The 17,532-nt window shown below is 60.1% G+C and carries 17 protein-coding genes, 1 tRNA gene and 1 pseudogene; 14 read left to right on the plus strand and 5 right to left on the minus strand.

The genetic code is table 11. From position 1 onward, the window contains the following. Positions 1–82 precede the first annotated feature (82 nt). Positions 83–1,321, minus strand: coding sequence for an ammonium transporter (gene amt, locus AC27VE_RS11530; RefSeq protein WP_488703899.1), 1,239 nt, complete (start codon positions 1,319–1,321; stop codon positions 83–85). 31 nt (positions 1,322–1,352) lie between these two features. Further along, the gene (locus tag AC27VE_RS11535) at positions 1,353–1,691 is read right to left on the minus strand and encodes a P-II family nitrogen regulator (RefSeq protein WP_006218735.1); all 339 of its coding nucleotides are present in this window, start codon (positions 1,689–1,691) and stop codon (positions 1,353–1,355) included. A 552-nt stretch (positions 1,692–2,243) separates the two neighbouring features. On the opposite strand from AC27VE_RS11535, the gene AC27VE_RS11540 reads away from it, so the two are divergent. From AC27VE_RS11540 to AC27VE_RS11590, 11 genes are all read left to right on the plus strand, one after another. Next, entirely contained in the window at positions 2,244–2,684 is a 441-nt protein-coding gene (locus AC27VE_RS11540) for a DUF5339 family protein (RefSeq protein WP_006226959.1), read from the plus strand. A gap of 159 nt (positions 2,685–2,843) precedes the next feature. Then, on the plus strand, positions 2,844–3,095 hold the full coding sequence (locus AC27VE_RS11545) for an accessory factor UbiK family protein (protein WP_006226958.1): 252 nt from the start codon (positions 2,844–2,846) through the stop codon (positions 3,093–3,095). A gap of 155 nt (positions 3,096–3,250) precedes the next feature. Further along, positions 3,251–4,780 (plus strand): YifB family Mg chelatase-like AAA ATPase, encoded by a 1,530-nt coding sequence (locus AC27VE_RS11550; protein WP_488703900.1) that lies wholly within the window; start codon positions 3,251–3,253, stop codon positions 4,778–4,780. 336 nt (positions 4,781–5,116) lie between these two features. Continuing rightward, on the plus strand, positions 5,117–5,314 hold the full coding sequence (gene rpmI, locus AC27VE_RS11555) for a 50S ribosomal protein L35 (protein ID WP_006226956.1): 198 nt from the start codon (positions 5,117–5,119) through the stop codon (positions 5,312–5,314). Between the two features lie 15 nt (positions 5,315–5,329). Beyond that, positions 5,330–5,689: a 50S ribosomal protein L20 gene (rplT, locus tag AC27VE_RS11560; protein ID WP_006218741.1), complete on the plus strand. Its 360-nt coding sequence runs from the start codon at positions 5,330–5,332 to the stop codon at positions 5,687–5,689. Between the two features lie 77 nt (positions 5,690–5,766). Beyond that, positions 5,767–6,789 carry a phenylalanine--tRNA ligase subunit alpha gene (gene pheS, locus AC27VE_RS11565; protein WP_035213969.1) on the plus strand — a complete coding sequence of 341 codons (1,023 nt, stop codon included), beginning with the start codon at positions 5,767–5,769 and terminating at the stop codon, positions 6,787–6,789. A gap of 13 nt (positions 6,790–6,802) precedes the next feature. Further along, entirely contained in the window at positions 6,803–9,220 is a 2,418-nt protein-coding gene (pheT, locus tag AC27VE_RS11570; RefSeq protein ID WP_488703901.1) for a phenylalanine--tRNA ligase subunit beta, read from the plus strand. A gap of 3 nt (positions 9,221–9,223) precedes the next feature. After that, positions 9,224–9,565, plus strand: coding sequence for an integration host factor subunit alpha (locus tag AC27VE_RS11575; protein WP_006218744.1), 342 nt, complete (start codon positions 9,224–9,226; stop codon positions 9,563–9,565). A 58-nt stretch (positions 9,566–9,623) separates the two neighbouring features. Next, positions 9,624–10,058, plus strand: coding sequence for a MerR family transcriptional regulator (locus AC27VE_RS11580; RefSeq protein WP_488703902.1), 435 nt, complete (start codon positions 9,624–9,626; stop codon positions 10,056–10,058). 32 nt (positions 10,059–10,090) lie between these two features. Continuing rightward, a complete protein-coding gene (locus AC27VE_RS11585; protein ID WP_488703903.1) occupies positions 10,091–10,312 on the plus strand; it encodes a hypothetical protein in 222 nt (73 codons plus the stop codon). Next, positions 10,290–10,366 (plus strand) — tRNA-Pro (locus tag AC27VE_RS11590). Before AC27VE_RS11585 ends, AC27VE_RS11590 begins: the two co-directional genes overlap by 23 nt. A gap of 406 nt (positions 10,367–10,772) precedes the next feature. Here the strand turns inward: AC27VE_RS11590 and AC27VE_RS11595 are convergent. Then, positions 10,773–11,591, minus strand: coding sequence for a hypothetical protein (locus AC27VE_RS11595; RefSeq protein WP_488703904.1), 819 nt, complete (start codon positions 11,589–11,591; stop codon positions 10,773–10,775). Positions 11,592–11,693: 102 nt separating this feature from the next. On the opposite strand from AC27VE_RS11595, the pseudogene AC27VE_RS11600 reads away from it, so the two are divergent. The 3 genes and pseudogenes from AC27VE_RS11600 (at position 11,694) to AC27VE_RS11610 (ending at position 14,806) form a co-directional block, all read left to right on the plus strand. Beyond that, a pseudogene (locus AC27VE_RS11600) lies at positions 11,694–12,813 on the plus strand (IS3 family transposase). 348 nt (positions 12,814–13,161) lie between these two features. Then, the gene (locus AC27VE_RS11605) at positions 13,162–14,025 is read left to right on the plus strand and encodes a hypothetical protein (RefSeq protein ID WP_488703905.1); all 864 of its coding nucleotides are present in this window, start codon (positions 13,162–13,164) and stop codon (positions 14,023–14,025) included. 589 nt (positions 14,026–14,614) lie between these two features. Further along, complete coding sequence (locus AC27VE_RS11610) at positions 14,615–14,806, plus strand: DDE-type integrase/transposase/recombinase (protein ID WP_488703906.1); 192 nt, start codon at positions 14,615–14,617, stop codon at positions 14,804–14,806. 305 nt (positions 14,807–15,111) lie between these two features. Here AC27VE_RS11610 and AC27VE_RS11615 read toward each other — a convergent pair whose 3' ends face one another. Both AC27VE_RS11615 and AC27VE_RS11620 read right to left on the minus strand, forming a co-directional pair. Then, complete coding sequence (locus tag AC27VE_RS11615) at positions 15,112–16,179, minus strand: radical SAM protein (protein WP_488703907.1); 1,068 nt, start codon at positions 16,177–16,179, stop codon at positions 15,112–15,114. Then, positions 16,173–16,475: a hypothetical protein gene (locus AC27VE_RS11620; protein WP_488703908.1), complete on the minus strand. Its 303-nt coding sequence runs from the start codon at positions 16,473–16,475 to the stop codon at positions 16,173–16,175. Before AC27VE_RS11620 ends, AC27VE_RS11615 begins: the two co-directional genes overlap by 7 nt. Between the last annotated feature and the right edge of the window lie 1,057 nt (positions 16,476–17,532).

Below are 17,532 nucleotides of genomic sequence, written 5' to 3' on the forward strand. Positions count from 1 at the left end.
CACGCTTCGGCAACGCAAAGTCAGTGAAATAAAAAAAGCCCGGAACCGCAAGGTCCGGGCTTTTTCTCTTCCTTCAGGTGAATCAGCTGTGGTACGCCGATTCGCCGTGGCTCGTGACGTCCAGGCCTTCGCGTTCCTGGTCTTCCGGCACACGCAAACCGCACAGGGCGTTGGCGATCTTGTAGGCAATCCAGGCCACCACGCCGGACCAGACGATGGTCAGCAGCACGCCTTCCAGCTGAACCCACAGTTGGTGGGCGATCATGCCGGGCTCGGCCAGGCCGGGGCCGCCGAGGATTTGCGCGTTGAACACGCCGGTCAGCAGGGCGCCGACGATACCGCCCACGCCGTGCACGCCGAACACGTCCAGCGCGTCATCGGCACGCAAGAGGCGCTTCAGGCCATTCACACCCCAGACGCAGACGACACCGGCGATCACACCGATGACCAGCGCGCCGACCGGGCCCACCAGGCCAGCGGCGGGGGTGATGCCCACCAGGCCGGCAATCGCACCCGAAGCGGCGCCCAGCATCGAGGGCTTGCCCTTGACGGCCCATTCCGTGAACAGCCAGGCCAGGACGGCGCCAGCGGTGGCGATCATCGTGTTGAAGAAGGCCAGGGTGGCGTTCTCGTTGGCTGCCAGGGCCGAACCCGCGTTGAAACCGAACCAGCCCACCCACAGCAGGGCAGCGCCCACGAAGGTCATCGGCAGGTTGTGCGGCTGCATGGCTTCGCGGCCATAGCCCACGCGCTTGCCGACCACATAAGCACCCACCAGGCCGGCCACGCCAGCGTTGATGTGCACCACAGTGCCGCCGGCGAAGTCCAGCGCGCCCTTGGCGTTGAGCAGGCCCGGCGCCGTTTCGGAGGCGAACCACACCATGTGGGCGATCGGCACATAGGCGAACGTGAACCAGATCACCGTGAATACCAGCACCGCCGAGAAGCGGGCGCGTTCGGCGAAGCTGCCGACGATCAGCGCGCAGGTAATGCCGGCGAACGTGGCCTGGAACGATGCGAACAGCAGCTCGGTCAGGGTGTTCGACATGGCGTACTTGCCGTCAGCCGGCGTGAACATGCCAGAGAAGAAGGCGCGCGACAGGCCGCCGAAGAAGGCGTTGCCCTCGGTGAACGCGAGGGAATAGCCGTAGATGAACCAGAGAACCAGGCCCAGCACGAACGTGCACAGCACTTGCAGCAACACAGAGAGCACGTTCTTGCTGCGTACCAGGCCGCCATAGAACATCGCCAGACCGGGTACGGCCATCATCAATACAAGCAGGGTAGAGACGAGCAACCAGGAGATATCTGCTTTATCCATTTTCAGGCTCCAATGAGTCTTCTTTATTTATTTACAGCGCAGCTTCGCCAGCTTCACCCGTTCGGATACGGATCACCTGTTCCAGGGGGGCGGCGAAGATCTTGCCGTCGCCGATCTTTCCGGTACGGGCGGCTTGTTCGATCGCTTCGATGACCTGATCGACAAGGTGGTCGGGCACCGCGGCTTCAACCCGCAGCTTGGGCAAAAAGTCGACGGCGTATTCAGCGCCGCGATACAGCTCGGTGTGACCCTTCTGGCGTCCAAACCCTTTGACTTCGGTAACAGTCAGACCTTGGACGCCGATTCCGGATAGAGCCACCCGCACTTCGTCGAGCTTGAAGGGCTTGATGATGGCGATGATGAGTTTCATGGCATTTCCTCTCATGGTTGCACGTTGGCTCCGTCTATCAAGCAAGTTCCATGCCATGTTTGTTGAACCCGGGGAAGCGGGGTGGAGGCGCTCGAGTTGTGCTTGATTGCACCAATGCGGTGCGTCATGCACCACACATCAGCCTCAAGATGGTGCGTAAAGCGGGGAATCAGGGCTTGCAACGAAATATGTTTCAAGCCTGACATTTGTAGCCAGTTGATGCTGCCATTGTTGCGGTTTGTCGTGAATTTCGGACCGGGCGGGCTTGTCGCACGTTGACGCGCTTCGGGCCGCACAGCGTTACAGGCCGTGGGTGTGGCTTGAATCAGGGGGCGATTCAGCCGCCTGCCAGCCAAGGGGCTGGCCGCCCGAAAATGGGGATGCGCTTGATACCGGGGTTTACACGGATACGCTTGTTGCCAAGGGGCCACTGAAGAAGAATCAGCAACAGCTCATGGCTCATCCAAAAGGGTCAGGGCGAATCGGGTCGCTGGAGACGTTCCCGGTGTGGCGGCCCGCCCTAATAAGAAGCAAGAACGGAAAGAGGACACCATGAAGATTCAACGCAAGATGATCGGCATCCTGGCGCTGGCCGCATCGGTGGGCGTGCTGGCGGGTTGCAACAAGAGCGACGAAAAGGCGGCCCCGCCGGCCGCGTCGACGACTCCGGCACCGACTGCCACCCCGCCGGCGTCGACGCCGCCTGCGGCGACGCCCGCGCCGACGACGCAGGCACCACCCACCGCCTCCACGCCGCCGACCGCCAGCACCTCGCCTTCCGTGCCTGCGGAGTGCGAAGCGTATCTGGCCAAGGTCAACGCGTGCATGGACAAGCTCGGCAGCAGCAACCCGGCAGCGGCCAGCATCAAGCAGCAGCTCGAATCGGCCAAGTCACAGTGGGCGGCGATCCCCGACAAGACCCAATTGGCGGCGCAGTGCAAGCAATCGTCTGACCTGTTCTCGCAGTCGGCATCCCAGATGGGCTGCCCGTAACGATGTTGGTAGGGGGTTGCCGCCATGGCAGCCCGGTTTTCTCCTGTGCTTTGATGGGCGGTCACCGCATGCGGCCCGCCCTCTTTTTTTGCCCATTCGTCCTGCAGCGCGGGGCCCGAAGCACTACACTTGAGGCATCAAGAACACCGAGAGGCCGCTATGAACAATCGCACCCAGTGGATGGAAGACATCCAGAAGAACATTTCCGACCTGATCGCCCGCAGCCCCGCTGCCGACGTTGAAAAGAACGTGCGCGCAATGATGGCGCAGGCGTTCACCAAGATGGATCTGGTCACGCGCGAAGAGTTTGACGTCCAATCGGATCTGCTGGCGCGCACCCGCGCCCGCGTGGATCAGCTGGCGGCGCAAGTGCAGCAACTGGAAGAGCGTCTTTCGGCGCTGGACAAGTAAGCTCCCGCCTGTCTGCATCGCTGCATTGACGGCCGCCAAGCGCGGCCGTTTTTCATTTGGGATCCCGGCGGGCAAGGGACGAATACGTCCCTGCCTTGGCCACGGCGTTCTGCTGATTGCCGATACTGACGGCCTTGTTCCTTCGGGAGAGCGTCGTGACGCTTGCCGTTCTTGCCAGCCGGGCGCTCAGTGGGTTGCATGCGCACGCCGTCCGGGTTGAAACGCATCTGGGTCCTGGGCTGCCCAGCTTCAACGTCGTGGGGTTGCCCGACACCGAGGTGCGCGAAAGCCGTGAGCGCGTGCGTGCCGCCATTCTCAACAGCGGTTTCGAGTTTCCGGCCGGCCGCATCACGGTGAATCTGTCGCCCGCTGATATCCCCAAGGAATCGGGCAGGTTCGACCTGCCCATTGCGCTGGGGCTGCTGCTGGCCTCTGGCCAGTTGGCCGCGCCCACCGACGGCGGCGGGCCCGATCTGCCCGCGCCTGATCCTTCCCTGGCTGGCCTGGTGCTGGCAGGCGAGCTGTCCTTGACCGGTGCGCTGGTGCCGGTGGCGGCTCCCTTGGTGATTGCGCTGAGCGTGGCGCGCGAGGTGCCGGACGCCACCTTGATCCTGCCGGCGGGCAGTGCGGAGCAGGCGGCTTGGGTGCCGGGGCTTGGCGTGCTGTCGGCGCGAAGCCTGGCGGACGTGGCCGCACACGTCACGGGGGCCTGCCGGTTGCCGGATGCGGTCCCTAAGGCGTGGCCGGCATCGCCGCCCGCGCCCTGCCTGTCGGACGTGCGGGGTCAGCCCGGCGCGCGGCGGGCGTTGGAAGTGGCCGCGGCCGGTGGCCATAGCTTGTTGATGATCGGGCCGCCTGGCGCGGGCAAGAGCATGCTGGCGTCTCGCCTGCCGGGCCTGTTGCCGCCCCTGCAGCGCAGCCAGGCGCTCGAAGCCGCCGCCGTGGCTGCGCTGGCGGGCTTGTCCGAGGCGCTGATGGGCCATCGTCCGTTCCGGTCGCCGCATCATTCCGCGTCCGTCGCGGCGTTGGTGGGTGGCGGCAGCCGTCCGCGTCCGGGCGAGATCAGCCTGGCCCACCACGGGGTCCTGTTTTTGGATGAGCTTCCCGAGTTCAGCCGGCGCACGCTGGAGGCGCTACGCGAGCCACTCGAGACGGGCAGGGTGGTGATCGCCCGTGCCCTGCATGCCGCCCAATTCCCCGCGCGCTTTCAGTTGGTCGCCGCCATGAACCCGTGCCCTTGTGGCTGGCGCGGGCACCCGGGGCGCGCCTGCGTTTGCACGCCGGACCAGGTGGCGCGTTATGCGGGAAAGATTTCGGGCCCCTTGCTGGACCGCATCGACCTGCACGTGGCGCTGCCGCCATCCGACCCCGAATCCATGGGTGGTCCGCCCGGCGAGGCCTCCCGCCCGGTTCAGGAGAGGGTGATCCGTTGTCGCGACCGCCAGCAGGCCCGCCAAGGCAAACCGAACGCGGCGCTGGCCGGGGCGGAACTCGACCAGCATTGCGTCATGGACGGCGAAGCACAGGCGCTGCTGTTTCAGGCCATGCGCCGCATGGCGGGTTCCGGGCGGGCCCTGCACCGGACGTTGCGGGTGGCCCGCACGATCGCCGATCTGGAAGGGGCGGACGTGTTGGGCGCGGGGCATGTGGCGCAGGCGGTGCAGTACCGGCGCCCGGGGGTATGATGGGCGGCTGAAACTCCTGGCTGGGCGTCAGAGGCAGTCCCTTCCTCTTTTTGCCGCGCCCGACTCGACAAAGACCAGGAAATCACCATATAATCAAAGGCTTTCCCGGATCTGGCGTACCTTTTTGCCAAGAACCGGGAGGAACCCGTGCCTGGCAGCGATGCCATAGCCCGGGGGGAATCGACCCAGCAGTAACCCCGAAGTACCCCCAAGAAGTGACAACAGGTCTACAAGTTTTGCCGTTGCATCGGTGCTAGCCCTAGGGCTTTTTGCCAGCAACGCCAAGCACCTCGCGTCATGTCAAATCAACTACGAGTTTAAGTTTAGGGAATCATCATGCCCAAGATGAAAACCAAGAAAAGCGCCTCCAAGCGCTTTAAGGTTCGCGGCAGCGGCTCCATCAAGCGCGGTCAGGCGTTCAAGCGCCACATTCTGACCAAGAAGACCACCAAGGCCAAGCGTCAACTGCGTGGCTCGGCAGCGGTTCATGAATCCAACGTGGCCTCCGTCAAGGCCATGATGCCTTTCGCTTGATAAGGGAGATCTAATATGCCTCGCGTCAAACGCGGCGTAACTGCCCGCGCACGTCACAAAAAAGTCATTGCCGCCGCCAAGGGTTACCGTGGCCGCCGCGGTAATGTGTTCCGTATTGCCAAGCAAGCAGTCATGCGCGCTGGCCAATACGCCTACCGCGACCGTCGTAACAAGAAGCGCACGTTCCGTGCTCTGTGGATCACGCGTATCAACGCCGCCGTCCGCGAACATGGCGTCAGCTACAGCGTGTTCATCGCTGGTCTGAAGAAGGCTTCGATCGAACTCGACCGTAAGGTCCTGGCCGATCTGGCCGTGCGCGACAAGGCCGGCTTTGCCGCCATCGTGCAGCAAGCCAAGGCTGCCTTGGCTGCCTGATCGCGCGCTTTAACTCATCGCGCATCGCTGCAAACGGGGCTGTAATAGCCCCGTTTGCGTTTTGAAGGCTGGATTTCATGACTCTATTGGTTGACGACCTGGTCTCCCAGGCGCAAGAACGGTTCGCCGCGGCTACGGATGCCGCCGCGCTTGAGAACGCAAAGGCTCGATTCCTGGGTAAGGAAGGCGCACTGACGGTGCTGCTGAAAGGCCTGGGCAAACTCGATCCCGAGCAGAAGCGCGAAATGGGCGCCCGGATCAATCAGGCCAAGCAAAAAGTCGAAGAGCTTCTGACTGCTCGCCGCGCCGCATTGGCGCAGGCGGAATTGGACGCCCGACTGGCCTCTGAAACCATTGACGTCACCTTGCCTGGCCGTGGTCGCGCGCCGGGTGGTATCCATCCGGTGATCCGGACCTGGGAACGCGTGGAAGCCATCTTCCGTTCCATTGGCTTCGATGTGGCCGACGGCCCCGAAGTGGAAAACGACTGGACCAATTTCACCGCGCTGAACAACCCGCTGGACCATCCTGCGCGTTCCATGCAGGACACGTTCTACGTCGACATGAACGACGCCGACGGCCTGCCGCTGCTGCTGCGCACGCACACCAGCCCCATGCAGGTGCGTTACGCCCGCATGCACAAGCCGCCCATCAAGGTCATCGCGCCGGGGCGCACCTATCGCGTCGACAGCGACGCCACGCACTCGCCCATGTTCCATCAGGTGGAAGGGCTCTGGATCGCCGAGGACATCTCGTTTGCCGATCTGAAAGGCGTGTACACCGATTTCCTGCGTTGCTTCTTTGAAAGCGACGATCTTGTCGTGCGTTTCCGTCCGTCGTTCTTCCCGTTCACGGAACCGTCCGCCGAAATCGACATGATGTTCACCTCGGGTCCCAACCGCGGCCGCTGGCTGGAGATCTCCGGCTCGGGCCAGGTGCACCCCGAAGTGGTGCGCAATTTCGGTCTTGATCCCGAGCGCTACATCGGCTTTGCCTTCGGTTCCGGACTTGAGCGCCTGACGATGTTGCGCTACGGCGTGAACGATCTGCGCCAGTTCTACGAAGGCGATTTGCGCTTCTTGCGCCAGTTCAACGAATAACAGACGGCTGATCATGCAATTTCCTGAATCCTGGCTGCGTACGCTGGTCAACCCTCCGATCGCAACCGATGAACTCGCGCACCGGCTCACCATGGCCGGCCTGGAAGTCGAAGAGACCGTGCCCGCCGCGCCCGCCTTCACCGGCGTGGTCGTGGGCCATATCGTCGACATCGCGCCGCACCCCGACGCGGACAAGCTGCGCGTCTGCCAAGTGGACGACGGTTCCGGCGAACGCCTGCAGATCGTGTGCGGCGCGCCGAACGCGGCCGCCGGCCTGAAGGTTCCGCTGGCCCGCGTGGGCGCGGAGCTGCCTGGCGGCATGAAGATCGGCGTGGCCAAGATGCGCGGCGTGCAATCGTCGGGCATGCTGTGCTCGGCCCGCGAACTGGGTCTGTCGCAAGACCATGCCGGCCTGCTGGAACTGCCTGCCGACATGGTGCCCGGCCAGTCCATCCGCGACGCGCTGGACCTGGACGACACGCTCTTCACGCTCAAGCTCACACCCAACCGCGCCGATTGCCTGTCGATCCTGGGCGTGGCGCGCGAAGTCGCGGCCTTGACCGGCGCGCCGCTGTCGGTGCCGACCGCCGTCGCCGTGCCCGTCACGCTGGATGAGCGCGTGCCCGTCAAGATTGAAGCGCCCGACCTGTGCGGCCGTTTCGGCGGCCGCGTGATCCGCGGCGTGAACGCCCGCGCGGCAACGCCCGACTGGATGAAGTCGCGTCTTGAACGCGCCGGCCAGCGTTCGCTGTCCGCGCTGGTGGACATCTCCAACTACGTCATGCTGGAACTGGGCCGCCCGTCGCACGTGTTCGATCTGGACAAGATCGGCGGCGACATCAGCGTGCGCTGGGCGCATGAAGGCGAAACGCTGGAACTGCTGAACGGCCAGACCGTCACGCTGGACCCGAAGGTCGGCGTGGTGGTGGCGGGCGATCAGGTGGAAAGCCTGGCCGGCATCATGGGCGGCGAAGCCACCTCCGTGACGCTGGACACGCAGAACATCTATCTGGAAGCCGCGTTCTGGTGGCCGCAAGCCATTGCCGGCCGCGCGCGCCGCTACAAGTTCAGTTCGGAAGCCAGCCACCGTTTCGAACGTGGCGTGGACTACGCCAGCATTCCCGAGCACCTTGAATTCATCACCCGCCTGATCGTCGATATCTGCGGCGGCCAAGTCGGTCCCATCGACGACCAGATCGTCAACCTGCCGGCTCGTCCGCCGGTGCGCATGCGCCTGGCGCGCTGCCATCGCGTGCTGGGCGTGCCCGTCACGCAAGAGCAGGTCGCCAAGATCTTCGGCAGCTTGGGGCTGGAGTTCACGGTTGAAGGCGATGACTTCGTCGTCAGCCCGCCGTCGTACCGTTTCGACCTCGTGATCGAAGAAGACCTGATCGAGGAAGTGGCCCGCATCTACGGTTTCGAGAGCATCCCCGACGTGCCGCCGATGGCGCGCGCCAAGATGTTCTCGCAGCCGGAAGTGCATCGCGGCGCGCATGCGCTGCGCCGCCTGGCCGCCGCGCAGGACTACCAGGAAGTCGTGAACTACAGCTTCGTCGAAGCGGATTGGGAACGCGATTACGCAGGCAACGAGACGCCGGTTCGTCTGGTGAACCCGATCGCCAGCCACCTGTCGGTCATGCGGTCTAGCCTGATCGGCGGCCTTGTCGCCAACATCCGCCACAACGCCAACCGCAAGCAGTCGCGCGTGCGCCTGTTTGAATTGGGCCGCGTATTCATGCGTGACGCGTCCGTCGAGGACGGTCCGCTGGAAGTGGCGGGCGTGAATCAGCCGATGCGCCTGTCGGGTGCGGCCTGGGGTCCGGCCATGGAAGAGCAGTGGGGCGTTCCGACGCGCCAGGTGGACTTCTATGACGTGAAGATGGATGTCGAAGCGCTGTTCGGCGCACGCGGCCGCCGCCTGCGTTTCGAACCCGCTGCGCATCCGGCGCTGCATCCGGGCCGTAGCGCCCGCATCGAACTCGACGGTCGCGCGATTGGCTGGATCGGTGAACTGCACCCGCGTTGGGCGCAGCAAGCCGACCTGGCGCACGCGCCCGTGGTGTTCGAATTGAACGTGGATGCGTTGTCCGAAGGCGAGTTGCCGCAGGTGCGCGAGCTGTCGCGCCAACCGGTGGTGGTGCGCGATCTGGCGTTGTGGGTCGATGCTCCCGTGTCCACGCAATCGATGCTGGACACCGTGGACGCGGCCGTCAAGGCGGATGCGCAACTGGCCGTGGTGCAGGATGTGCGCGTGTTCGACGTGTGGCGCGAGAAGGCCCAGGGCAGCGAACCCGTCACCGAGAAAAGCCTTGCTTTCCGTTTCTGGCTACAGGACACTGAAGTTACGCTGGACGAAGCCCGTGTGGCGGATTGCCTGTCCCGCATCAAGGATGCATTGGTCAGTGCTCACGGCGCGCGCCAGCGTGCTTGAACCATGGGGAACAGTATGCTTGCTGCCGAGCCGCGCACTCTGACCAAGGCTGAGCTGGCCGAACTGCTCTTTGAGCGGGTCGGCCTGAACAAGCGCGAAGCCAAGGACATCGTCGATACGTTCTTCGAGGAAATCCGCGATGCCCTGGCTCGCGGAGACTCGGTCAAGCTTTCGGGCTTTGGCAATTTCCAGGTGCGCGACAAGCCGCCGCGCCCTGGCCGCAACCCCAAAACCGGCGAGACCATTCCCATCGCCGCACGCCGCGTGGTCACGTTCCACGCGAGTCAGAAACTCAAGAGCGTGGTGGAGCAGGCGACCCCTGCTGCACCCGACGCCGCGGAGTGATACGCTTTGTCGGTAATTGTTATCGGCTTCCAGCGCCCGCGCGGCATAAAATTCGCTTATGACACGTACTGAACCCACCGTTACCTTACCGCCCATTCCCGCCAAGCGTTACTTCACTATCGGTGAGGTCAGCGAGCTGTGTGGCGTCAAGCCCCACGTCTTGCGGTACTGGGAACAGGAATTCACGCAACTCAAACCCGTGAAGCGCCGCGGCAATCGTCGCTACTATCAGCATCACGAAGTGCTGCTGATCCGTCGCATCCGTTCGTTGCTGTACGAACAAGGCTTCACCATCAGCGGCGCGCGCAATCGCTTAGGCGACGCGCGCGACATGCCGCATGATCAAGACGCCGCCGTGCGCTTGTCGGGCGCCGAAATGCAAGCCTTGCGCAACGAGCTCGGCAACGTTTCGACGATGCTGGCCGACGTGTTGGGCATGCCGGCAAATGCCGCCGCCAGCGTCACCCCCAGCAATGCGGGCTCGGCCGTTTAAGCGCTGAATTCTTGTCGTCCAAGATTGTTTGATTGAACGCAGTATCTGCAACGCGCGTGGCTCTTGAAGCAACGCGCATTGCATCAAGCAGTACGTTGCGCCTCGCGCGCGCCGCCTTGCACGAAGCTCGTGCAGGCGACGAAGATGAGGCGCAAATTTTTTTGAGTATTCAGCACTTTTTTGCACCAATGCGTGCAAACTTATTTTTGTTCTGCTATACTCTTTTTCTTTCGGGGCGTAGCGCAGCCTGGTAGCGCACTTGCATGGGGTGCAAGGGGTCGCGAGTTCGAATCCCGCCGTCCCGACCAGCAATACCCTAGGGGGTTAGTGATGAAAATCACTAACCCCCTTTCTCATTTGCGTGACTTTTGCGTGACGTCTCCATCAGGCGAGTCGGCGCTTTAGCATCGTTAACGCAGGCGTGTGGGTTGCAGTGGCTGCAACTCTGTCAGCAAACTCAATCAACTTTCCCAGCTCTGCCGCAGAGTAGTGCGACGTCACGCTGCCATTGGTGTGACCCAACAGCACCTGCCTGTCTTCATGCGGTACATCCGCAGCCCGCAACCGGCGCCCGAAGGTGTGCTCAGGTCATGCACGCGCAACCGCTTGAATCCCTCGTGAGCCGGTTGGCCGTGGATTTTTTCCCACTTTTCTGCGGACCGCTTCCTGGCCTTGCGCCAGGCGCTATCGTTCATGCGATGCAGCGCGCCACCGTCATACGGAAACACCCACTCGGGGTGCTGGCCGCGCTGGCCCTCTATCACTGTCAGCGCCACGCGATTTTAGTATCACCAGACGCTCCTGGCGATTCTTCACCCCGCTATCGTCGAACCGACCGCCGAAGTCCGAAGGCAGCAAAAAGACCGAGGTCCGCAGCGTTGGTACGGGGATTTCCCATTCCCATCGCAGCTTGCAGACCTCTTGCTCGCGGCAGCCGGCGTTAACTTTATAAAGCGCCATGCGACGTAGATGGGCAGGTAGTTCACGGAAGAACACATCCTGCTCATCCCAGCCAATAGGGTAGGGCTGTCGGCTGTTTTTCTCGCTCAGCATTTCGATCATCGGCACTGAGTCCAACCACGGCCGCTTGCGCTCATCACGCCACTTGCGAGTGCATAGGTTCAAGATTCGAACCACGCGCTGCAATGCAATGTTGATCGTTCGGTTCGCCCGACCAGCTTCCAGTCGGTCCTCGATGTAGGACTCCAAGCTCTCGTTGTCGATCTCCCGGATTGGCAGATCTCCGATATAGGGGTCTAGCTGCTTGAGGTAGATGGCCGAATGCCAGATAGAGGGCTGGTCGGCATACTCCTCCCAAAATCTGGTCGCTGCCTCGCGCCAGATGCGGTCTTGGCGCACCCCATAGATAGTGCTCTGGCGGATACCTTCCAAGCGAAAAATTAGAAATTTCTCGGCTTCTTCGTGGTCGCTCGTTCCAGTGCTTTCGCAAAGTCGTCCATACCCCTTGATCTGTTTGTCGATGTGCCAGAGGCCGCCACGGAGTTGCAGGCCCGTGATCGTCTTTCGTGCCATAGGTCGTTTCCTCGTTTGCTATGAGCACGGCGACTGTTGCCTTGACCTGCTCCACGTGATTAGTACGAAATAGATGTAGAGTCCGTTCACAAAGGAACGGCAATGAAGAAACGATTTACGGAAGAACAGATCATCGGGGTGCTGAAGGAGGCCGAGGCAGGGGCCAAGGTGGCCGAACTGTGCCGCAAGCACGGGATCTCGGAGGCCACCTACTACAACTGGAAGGCGAAGTTCGGCGGTATGACCGTCTCGGACGCCCAGCGACTGAAGGAGCTGGAGCAAGAGAACAACAAGCTCAAGAAGCTGTTGGCTGAATCGATGCTGGACAAGGCTGCGCTTCAGGACCTTTTGAGCCGAAAGTAGCAAGCCCGCAGGCCAAACGCGAAGCGGTCAGGACGTTGATGACCGAGCGCGGCATGGGTATCACCCGGGCCTGCGGGCTGGTAGGCATTTCCCGGTCGCTATTCGCTTATGAAAGTAAGCGTACGGGCGTGTGGCATTGACCGAGCGCATGAAGGAGATGGCAGCGCTCAAGCGACGCTACGGCTATCGGCGCATCCATATTCTGCTGCGCCGTGAAGGCTGGCAGACGAATCACAAGCGGGTCTGGCGGCTTTACAGCCAAGCCGGTTTGAGCGTTCGTAAGCGTCGCCGCAAGCGCATCGCTCCCGCAGAACGAGTAGTTCGTCCCGTTGCGACGGCGCCGAATCAGAGCTGGTCGATGGACTTCGTGTCCGACGGTCTGGCCTATGGCCGCAGGTTCCGGTGCTTGAACATCGTCGATGACTACACGCGCGAGTGTCTTGCCATCGAGGTCGATACATCACTGCCGGGATTGCGGGTGGCGCAGGTGCTGCAACGGCTTGCGCAACTGCGTGGGCTGCCCAAATCCATCACCGTGGACAACGGCCCGGAGTTTGCCGGCAGGGCCTTGGACGCTTGGGCCTATCAGGTCGGCGTGAAGCTGTCGTTCATCAGACCAGGCAAGCCCGTGGAGAATGCATACATCGAGAGCTTCAACGGAAAATTCCGCGATGAATGCCTGAATGAGCATTGGTTCATGTCGCTGCGTCAACTCAAATCCTTGATCGAAGACTGGCGCGTCGAGTACAACACCGAACGCCCGCATAGCGCGCTGGGATACTTAACGCCAGAGCAGTTTGCTCAGGCGCATCGGCAACAACGGTTTTTAACCCTGGACTCTATGTCGGTGCCGTACTAAGTCTGGGGGCAGGTCACCCATGGTCATGACGTGGATGTAGCGCTCGCATGATGGAGTACATGCGGGTCTGGCCTTATACGGGCAGGCGAGGGGCATTGTGTCGGCGCTTCTCGGCAGGGGCCAAGTGCCCGCTTGAATCTTCCCCAATTTCTGGCCCCTGTTGGACCGTGCGCCAGATTCTTAACGGCCGGCCTAAAGGTCGCTTGCTCCATATTCTCGCGCTGCCCCCCGGCGGCCGTATCCTGGACGGCCCCGCAGCGCCCGTCACGACTGCCTTTCGGCCGTGCCTCTGCACAGTACGTAAATTTTCGATACATTGGCACCTGCGCGAAATCACGGAGTCGAGAAGTGCCCATACCAAAACAAAACAGTGGCAAGCCGTCAAGCAACCAACGTGGCGGCCGCAGGCTGATCGTTGTCGAATCAGACGAAATCGTGGCTGCTGCTCGCGAGAGACCCTATTCGTCACTTTCCGATCTCGTGGATAAAAGTCCGAAAACTCTTCTTTTAGGAATGTACGCGCTTACGGTTCCTGCATTTCTAGGACTGAAGGTCGCGAGGGACGCTACTTCTACCGTCATGGATGCATGGAATTCGGGGCGCGCAGGCGACCCGAGCGTTCAGCGGATCAGTTACACCGAAGCAAAAGCTCTCCAGATGCCGCCTGGCCATCCTGTCTTGGGAACTGTATATGCTGCTCATCCGTGTCTCGACAGCCGCTATTACGCGATTGCCTCTTTTCACAGCAAGGTTTTCGAGGACAAGGTCGCCGAGGCGAAGAGGCTTCTCATGAGCTTGGGCGCGACTAGCATTACGATTGAGCACGTCTACGGATGGGACAAAAACTTTAGCGTCAGTGCCACAGCACAGGCTGCTGGCGTCGATGCGGGCGCGGAAGCCGGCCGTACTGCGACCTCGTCGTCCAATCTGCGGTTTGAGGCCACCTTCGACAATGTCGACCCACCGGCATTGCCGAAGAACCTGCATTGGTATGCACATGAGCCGCTGTGGCAAGAGGTAGTCGAGGGGCGGCTCAAGCATGGCATGCGCAGCTTCTCTTTGGCAATTACCTACGACGAAGATCACAACGTCAACGCAGGATTGAAAGTAAAGCTCGAAAAAGCGGGCCTAGACCTCGGGGGCACCTTCCGAGAGCACGTCGCGACCACGTGGAAGATGACCGGCACGTTCAACGACAGGAAACCGGTCTGAAACTGCGGGGCGCGCGGCTCCGCTCCTACCGTGGCGCCATGCCTTTGTTGCGCCTCGCGCAATCCTCCACTCGCTCGGACACGTCACGGTCGCGCTCAATCACACAGGACTCCATGCGCAGGGCCGCCATGAAATCGTCATATAGCACCGCCGTCACGCAGGGCGGGCGCTTGAAGTCGTTGGGGAACTGGGGGGGCGCGCAGAAGCACCGAGCGCATCTGCTTGATTTCCCACAGCAGGGTGATCACGTCAGGATTCGCGGGCTGGCGCTCGCGGATGGCCCGAAGATCGGCATGGATGAGGGGGGGGCTTTGAACGGCATAGTCGAAAAAGCTGTACGAGTATACGGTTTGATGGGCGATAAAAAGGACCGGAAGATCCGACCACTGCGATATGGGCTTGAACTTGCCTCGGAGCAGCAAAAAGCGGCTACCAGAGCGGCCTCGACAGCCGCTAGATCTGGCCATGGAACCCAATCGCTGTTGGGCGCTGGACTGCATGCATGATGCGCTCTACTGCGGCCGACGGTTCCGGACACTGAACGTAATCGACGAGGCGAATCGGGAATGCTTGGCCATCGAGGTTGGCATTGTCCATTCCTTCGGCGCGCCTGATTCGCGTCTTGAGCCGCCTGATCGATTGTTATGGGCCTCCCGACGCAATACGCCTGGACAACGGCCCGGAGATGATTTCTGACGCTTTTACCGAATGGGCCGCTGCCAAAGGCATTTCGATCCGCTATATCCAACCTGGCAAGCCGAACCAAACCCCCTTTATCTAGCGCTTCAATCGCACTTATCGCGCTGAAGTGCACGATGCACATCTGTTCGCCAACCTTGAGCAGGTCCAAACAATCACTGAGCCGGATCGCCAGTCTGGTTCAAAAATTGCGTCGGCCGAGATGACGCGGTGTTGCACACCTCGCCAGGCGTTCCCGCAGGTGAAGGATTTGGGCGTTATCTTGCTGCGCGCGTTGACCTTGGACAGTTGCAAGCCTTGTCCAAGCTGACAGGTTTTGCCATGGCGCTGATAAAGCCCTATCGTGTGGCAACGGCTTCGCTCTCCTGTACTGCTTCGTCGGCAGCATCATGTTCCGCGGGCTGCAGCAAGAACATGCCTTGATATGGTTTTAACGAAAAAAATGGGAGAGTCCACAGGTTTATTCTTGAGCGCGGCATTGGGGCAGGAAAGCAATTCTTTGTTGTTGGAAAATACTCCCGAAGTCCAGCTCTGAAATTTTTTTCCGTCAATTATCATTGTGCCGTCCGGTGCCAGTCTTCCAATTATATTTTTTTCTTCGTCTAGCGAAACGGTGCACTTTCCAATGATTCCATCTGATCGGATAACAAAGCTGTTGACTGCCGCCGCGTAGCAAATTTTGGAACTGTCCTCTAACGGGAAGTGTGATTTTTGTGGTGCGCTAGATATAATTTCTCTGTATGCCCTGAGCTTTGCTTCTTCAGATGAGAACGGATCAATGGATTCATTTTTTGGACCGCCTAGCGCGTTTATTGAGTGTGGCAAAATTAAGAAGCGGCTGTCGGTCAGAAATAACTTGCTCAGCTCTTCTGCGTATTCTGCGATGTCTTCCCAGTTTGATGGTGTGAAATGGCAGCGAAGGGATATTTGAAAGTCGAGATTCGACTTCAGGGCTGCCCTCAGGTTATGCATTATTTTAGAATATGTCCCGCTACCATTACGCCTATGGCGGCTCTTATCATGCAGCGCCTGCGGTCCATCTAGTGTGACTTGAAAATTCTTGATGCCGAGGCTCAGGGCCCACGACAAAGTTTTTAAGTCTAATAGATATCCATTTGTAGTCATTTGACCGAAGTGGGAAAATCCGTGAATTCGACTTTGGCGCAATGCATGAGTTGAAATCGCTTCGATCACACGGGGGGCGATCAGGGGTTCACCGCCGAACCAACTAATCGCAAGTTCATTGAGAGTTGTAGCGCGATGGGATATCAAAGAAGTAATGCCGGACACAACCTGTTCGGACATTTCTCCTCGTTCAAACCGTTCATAGCAGTAGGTACAACGAAAATTGCATTGCTCGGTTGGCAGCAGGATTAAGTGAAGCCGATTCGGATTCAGTGCTCCTAGTCGGGCTTGATCGACATTTTGAAGCCAATGTTCAAGAGCTGCTAGCATGCTACACCAGTCGTACACTGGCCGATGTTAAGTTCCGGCCCTCCGCCATCCTCCGGCGTTCGGATAGCCTGTACTTTCTTAAAAATACTTGCGACTGATTTCCCGCCGATCACTAAATGGCCATCGCCATCGACCTCAACGTCATTAAGGTTCAAGGGTCCAAAGTCAGAATCAACTGTTGGTGCAGTCGCCTTTACAAACAGCTCAGTAAGAGCAGGCGAGGCAGGAAGTGTTAATTTCTGATGAGCATCATCAAAATTTAGCTCATCGGGAAGCACCCTAACCGATTTAATCATGGTTCACCTCAAGTTTGGCCGCCGCGGACGCGGATGTTGATGTGTGAAGCTTGTGTTCGTATTTCTACAACGAACACACCCCTAGAGCAATGAGAAAATAAAGGGGTGCATCCAGATTTGACGGAACCTGGCTTGGTTTGGTCTGAATGGGCGATAAAAGCGGATAGCCGTGGTTTATTGGATGTGGACTAAAGTCTTATTTTTGATATTTAGGTTGTGAGGCAGCGTGGATAACGTCTCACGCGACTTGCGGAAGGCAAAGCTAGGCAACGTGTGTCAGTTTATTTGGCTCGTCGCCTGCTTCGACCGTAGGTATGCGCGAAAATTGGGGAATTTTGCCACGCAGTAACGTCGGGTTCATGTCGGGGAAATGTTGGCAGTATGCGCAATTCCTAGTATCAGGCAGGCGATTACGAGATTTGAAGGTCAACATATCATCGACTCGCGGCACCGCGATAATCGTGCCCGTTGAGTCATAATTTGTTGGGGCCAGTTCGAATCTTGGGACCTCAACGATGCGCCGGTCTCCGTCGGAAAGCGTCTCCAACGAGCTGGGTAGAATGCTGGGATAGGAGGAGGCGTCCAGGCGGCAAGAAAATGGTCGCAGTAGTCGTGGCGCGATCGCTCTGTCTGTCGTAGAGCAAGTAAGGGGTAAAGATGAGGGTCAAGGGCCAGGCGGGTGAGGCCTAGAGCCTTTGTGGTCAATGTCCTGTGCTGCGCTTCCGCTTCCAATTCCGACTACTAAATTTGTGTAAGCAGCGACATACGCCGCCTGGATCGCATAGAGGACGGCGGCCAATTTGGCCTGCGTGACTTTTGCGTGAGTCCGTTGAACATCATGTGGCGGCGTTGACCTTGGTAATTGCGGCTGATTTCGCTAACTGCTTGATAAATAAAGAACTAAGTTCCTTCGTCATGCATGGGGTGCAAGGGGTCGCGAGTTCGAATCCCGCCGTCCCGACCAGCAATACCCTAGGGGGTTAGTGATGAAAATCACTAACCCCCTTTCTCATTGGCGCTTCGGAATCTTCATATTGATGGACAAGCATTGCTGATG

The organism is Achromobacter sp. 18P8.1.1 (genome assembly GCF_057799415.1).

Excerpts from the sequence above, each read along its gene's own strand:
- AC27VE_RS11540 (WP_006226959.1), top strand. The coding sequence starts at position 2,244 with ATGAAGATTCAACGCAAGATGATCGGCATCCTGGCGCTGGCCGCATCG.
- AC27VE_RS11615 (WP_488703907.1), bottom strand. The coding sequence starts at position 16,179 with ATGCTAGCAGCTCTTGAACATTGGCTTCAAAATGTCGATCAAGCCCGA.
- amt (WP_488703899.1), bottom strand. The coding sequence starts at position 1,321 with ATGGATAAAGCAGATATCTCCTGGTTGCTCGTCTCTACCCTGCTTGTA.
- AC27VE_RS11620 (WP_488703908.1), bottom strand. The coding sequence starts at position 16,475 with ATGATTAAATCGGTTAGGGTGCTTCCCGATGAGCTAAATTTTGATGAT.
- rpmI (WP_006226956.1), top strand. The coding sequence starts at position 5,117 with ATGCCCAAGATGAAAACCAAGAAAAGCGCCTCCAAGCGCTTTAAGGTT.
- AC27VE_RS11580 (WP_488703902.1), top strand. The coding sequence starts at position 9,624 with ATGACACGTACTGAACCCACCGTTACCTTACCGCCCATTCCCGCCAAG.
- AC27VE_RS11545 (WP_006226958.1), top strand. The coding sequence starts at position 2,844 with ATGAACAATCGCACCCAGTGGATGGAAGACATCCAGAAGAACATTTCC.
- rplT (WP_006218741.1), top strand. The coding sequence starts at position 5,330 with ATGCCTCGCGTCAAACGCGGCGTAACTGCCCGCGCACGTCACAAAAAA.
- AC27VE_RS11535 (WP_006218735.1), bottom strand. The coding sequence starts at position 1,691 with ATGAAACTCATCATCGCCATCATCAAGCCCTTCAAGCTCGACGAAGTG.
- AC27VE_RS11595 (WP_488703904.1), bottom strand. The coding sequence starts at position 11,591 with ATGGCACGAAAGACGATCACGGGCCTGCAACTCCGTGGCGGCCTCTGG.
- pheS (WP_035213969.1), top strand. The coding sequence starts at position 5,767 with ATGACTCTATTGGTTGACGACCTGGTCTCCCAGGCGCAAGAACGGTTC.
- pheT (WP_488703901.1), top strand. The coding sequence starts at position 6,803 with ATGCAATTTCCTGAATCCTGGCTGCGTACGCTGGTCAACCCTCCGATC.
- AC27VE_RS11575 (WP_006218744.1), top strand. The coding sequence starts at position 9,224 with ATGGGGAACAGTATGCTTGCTGCCGAGCCGCGCACTCTGACCAAGGCT.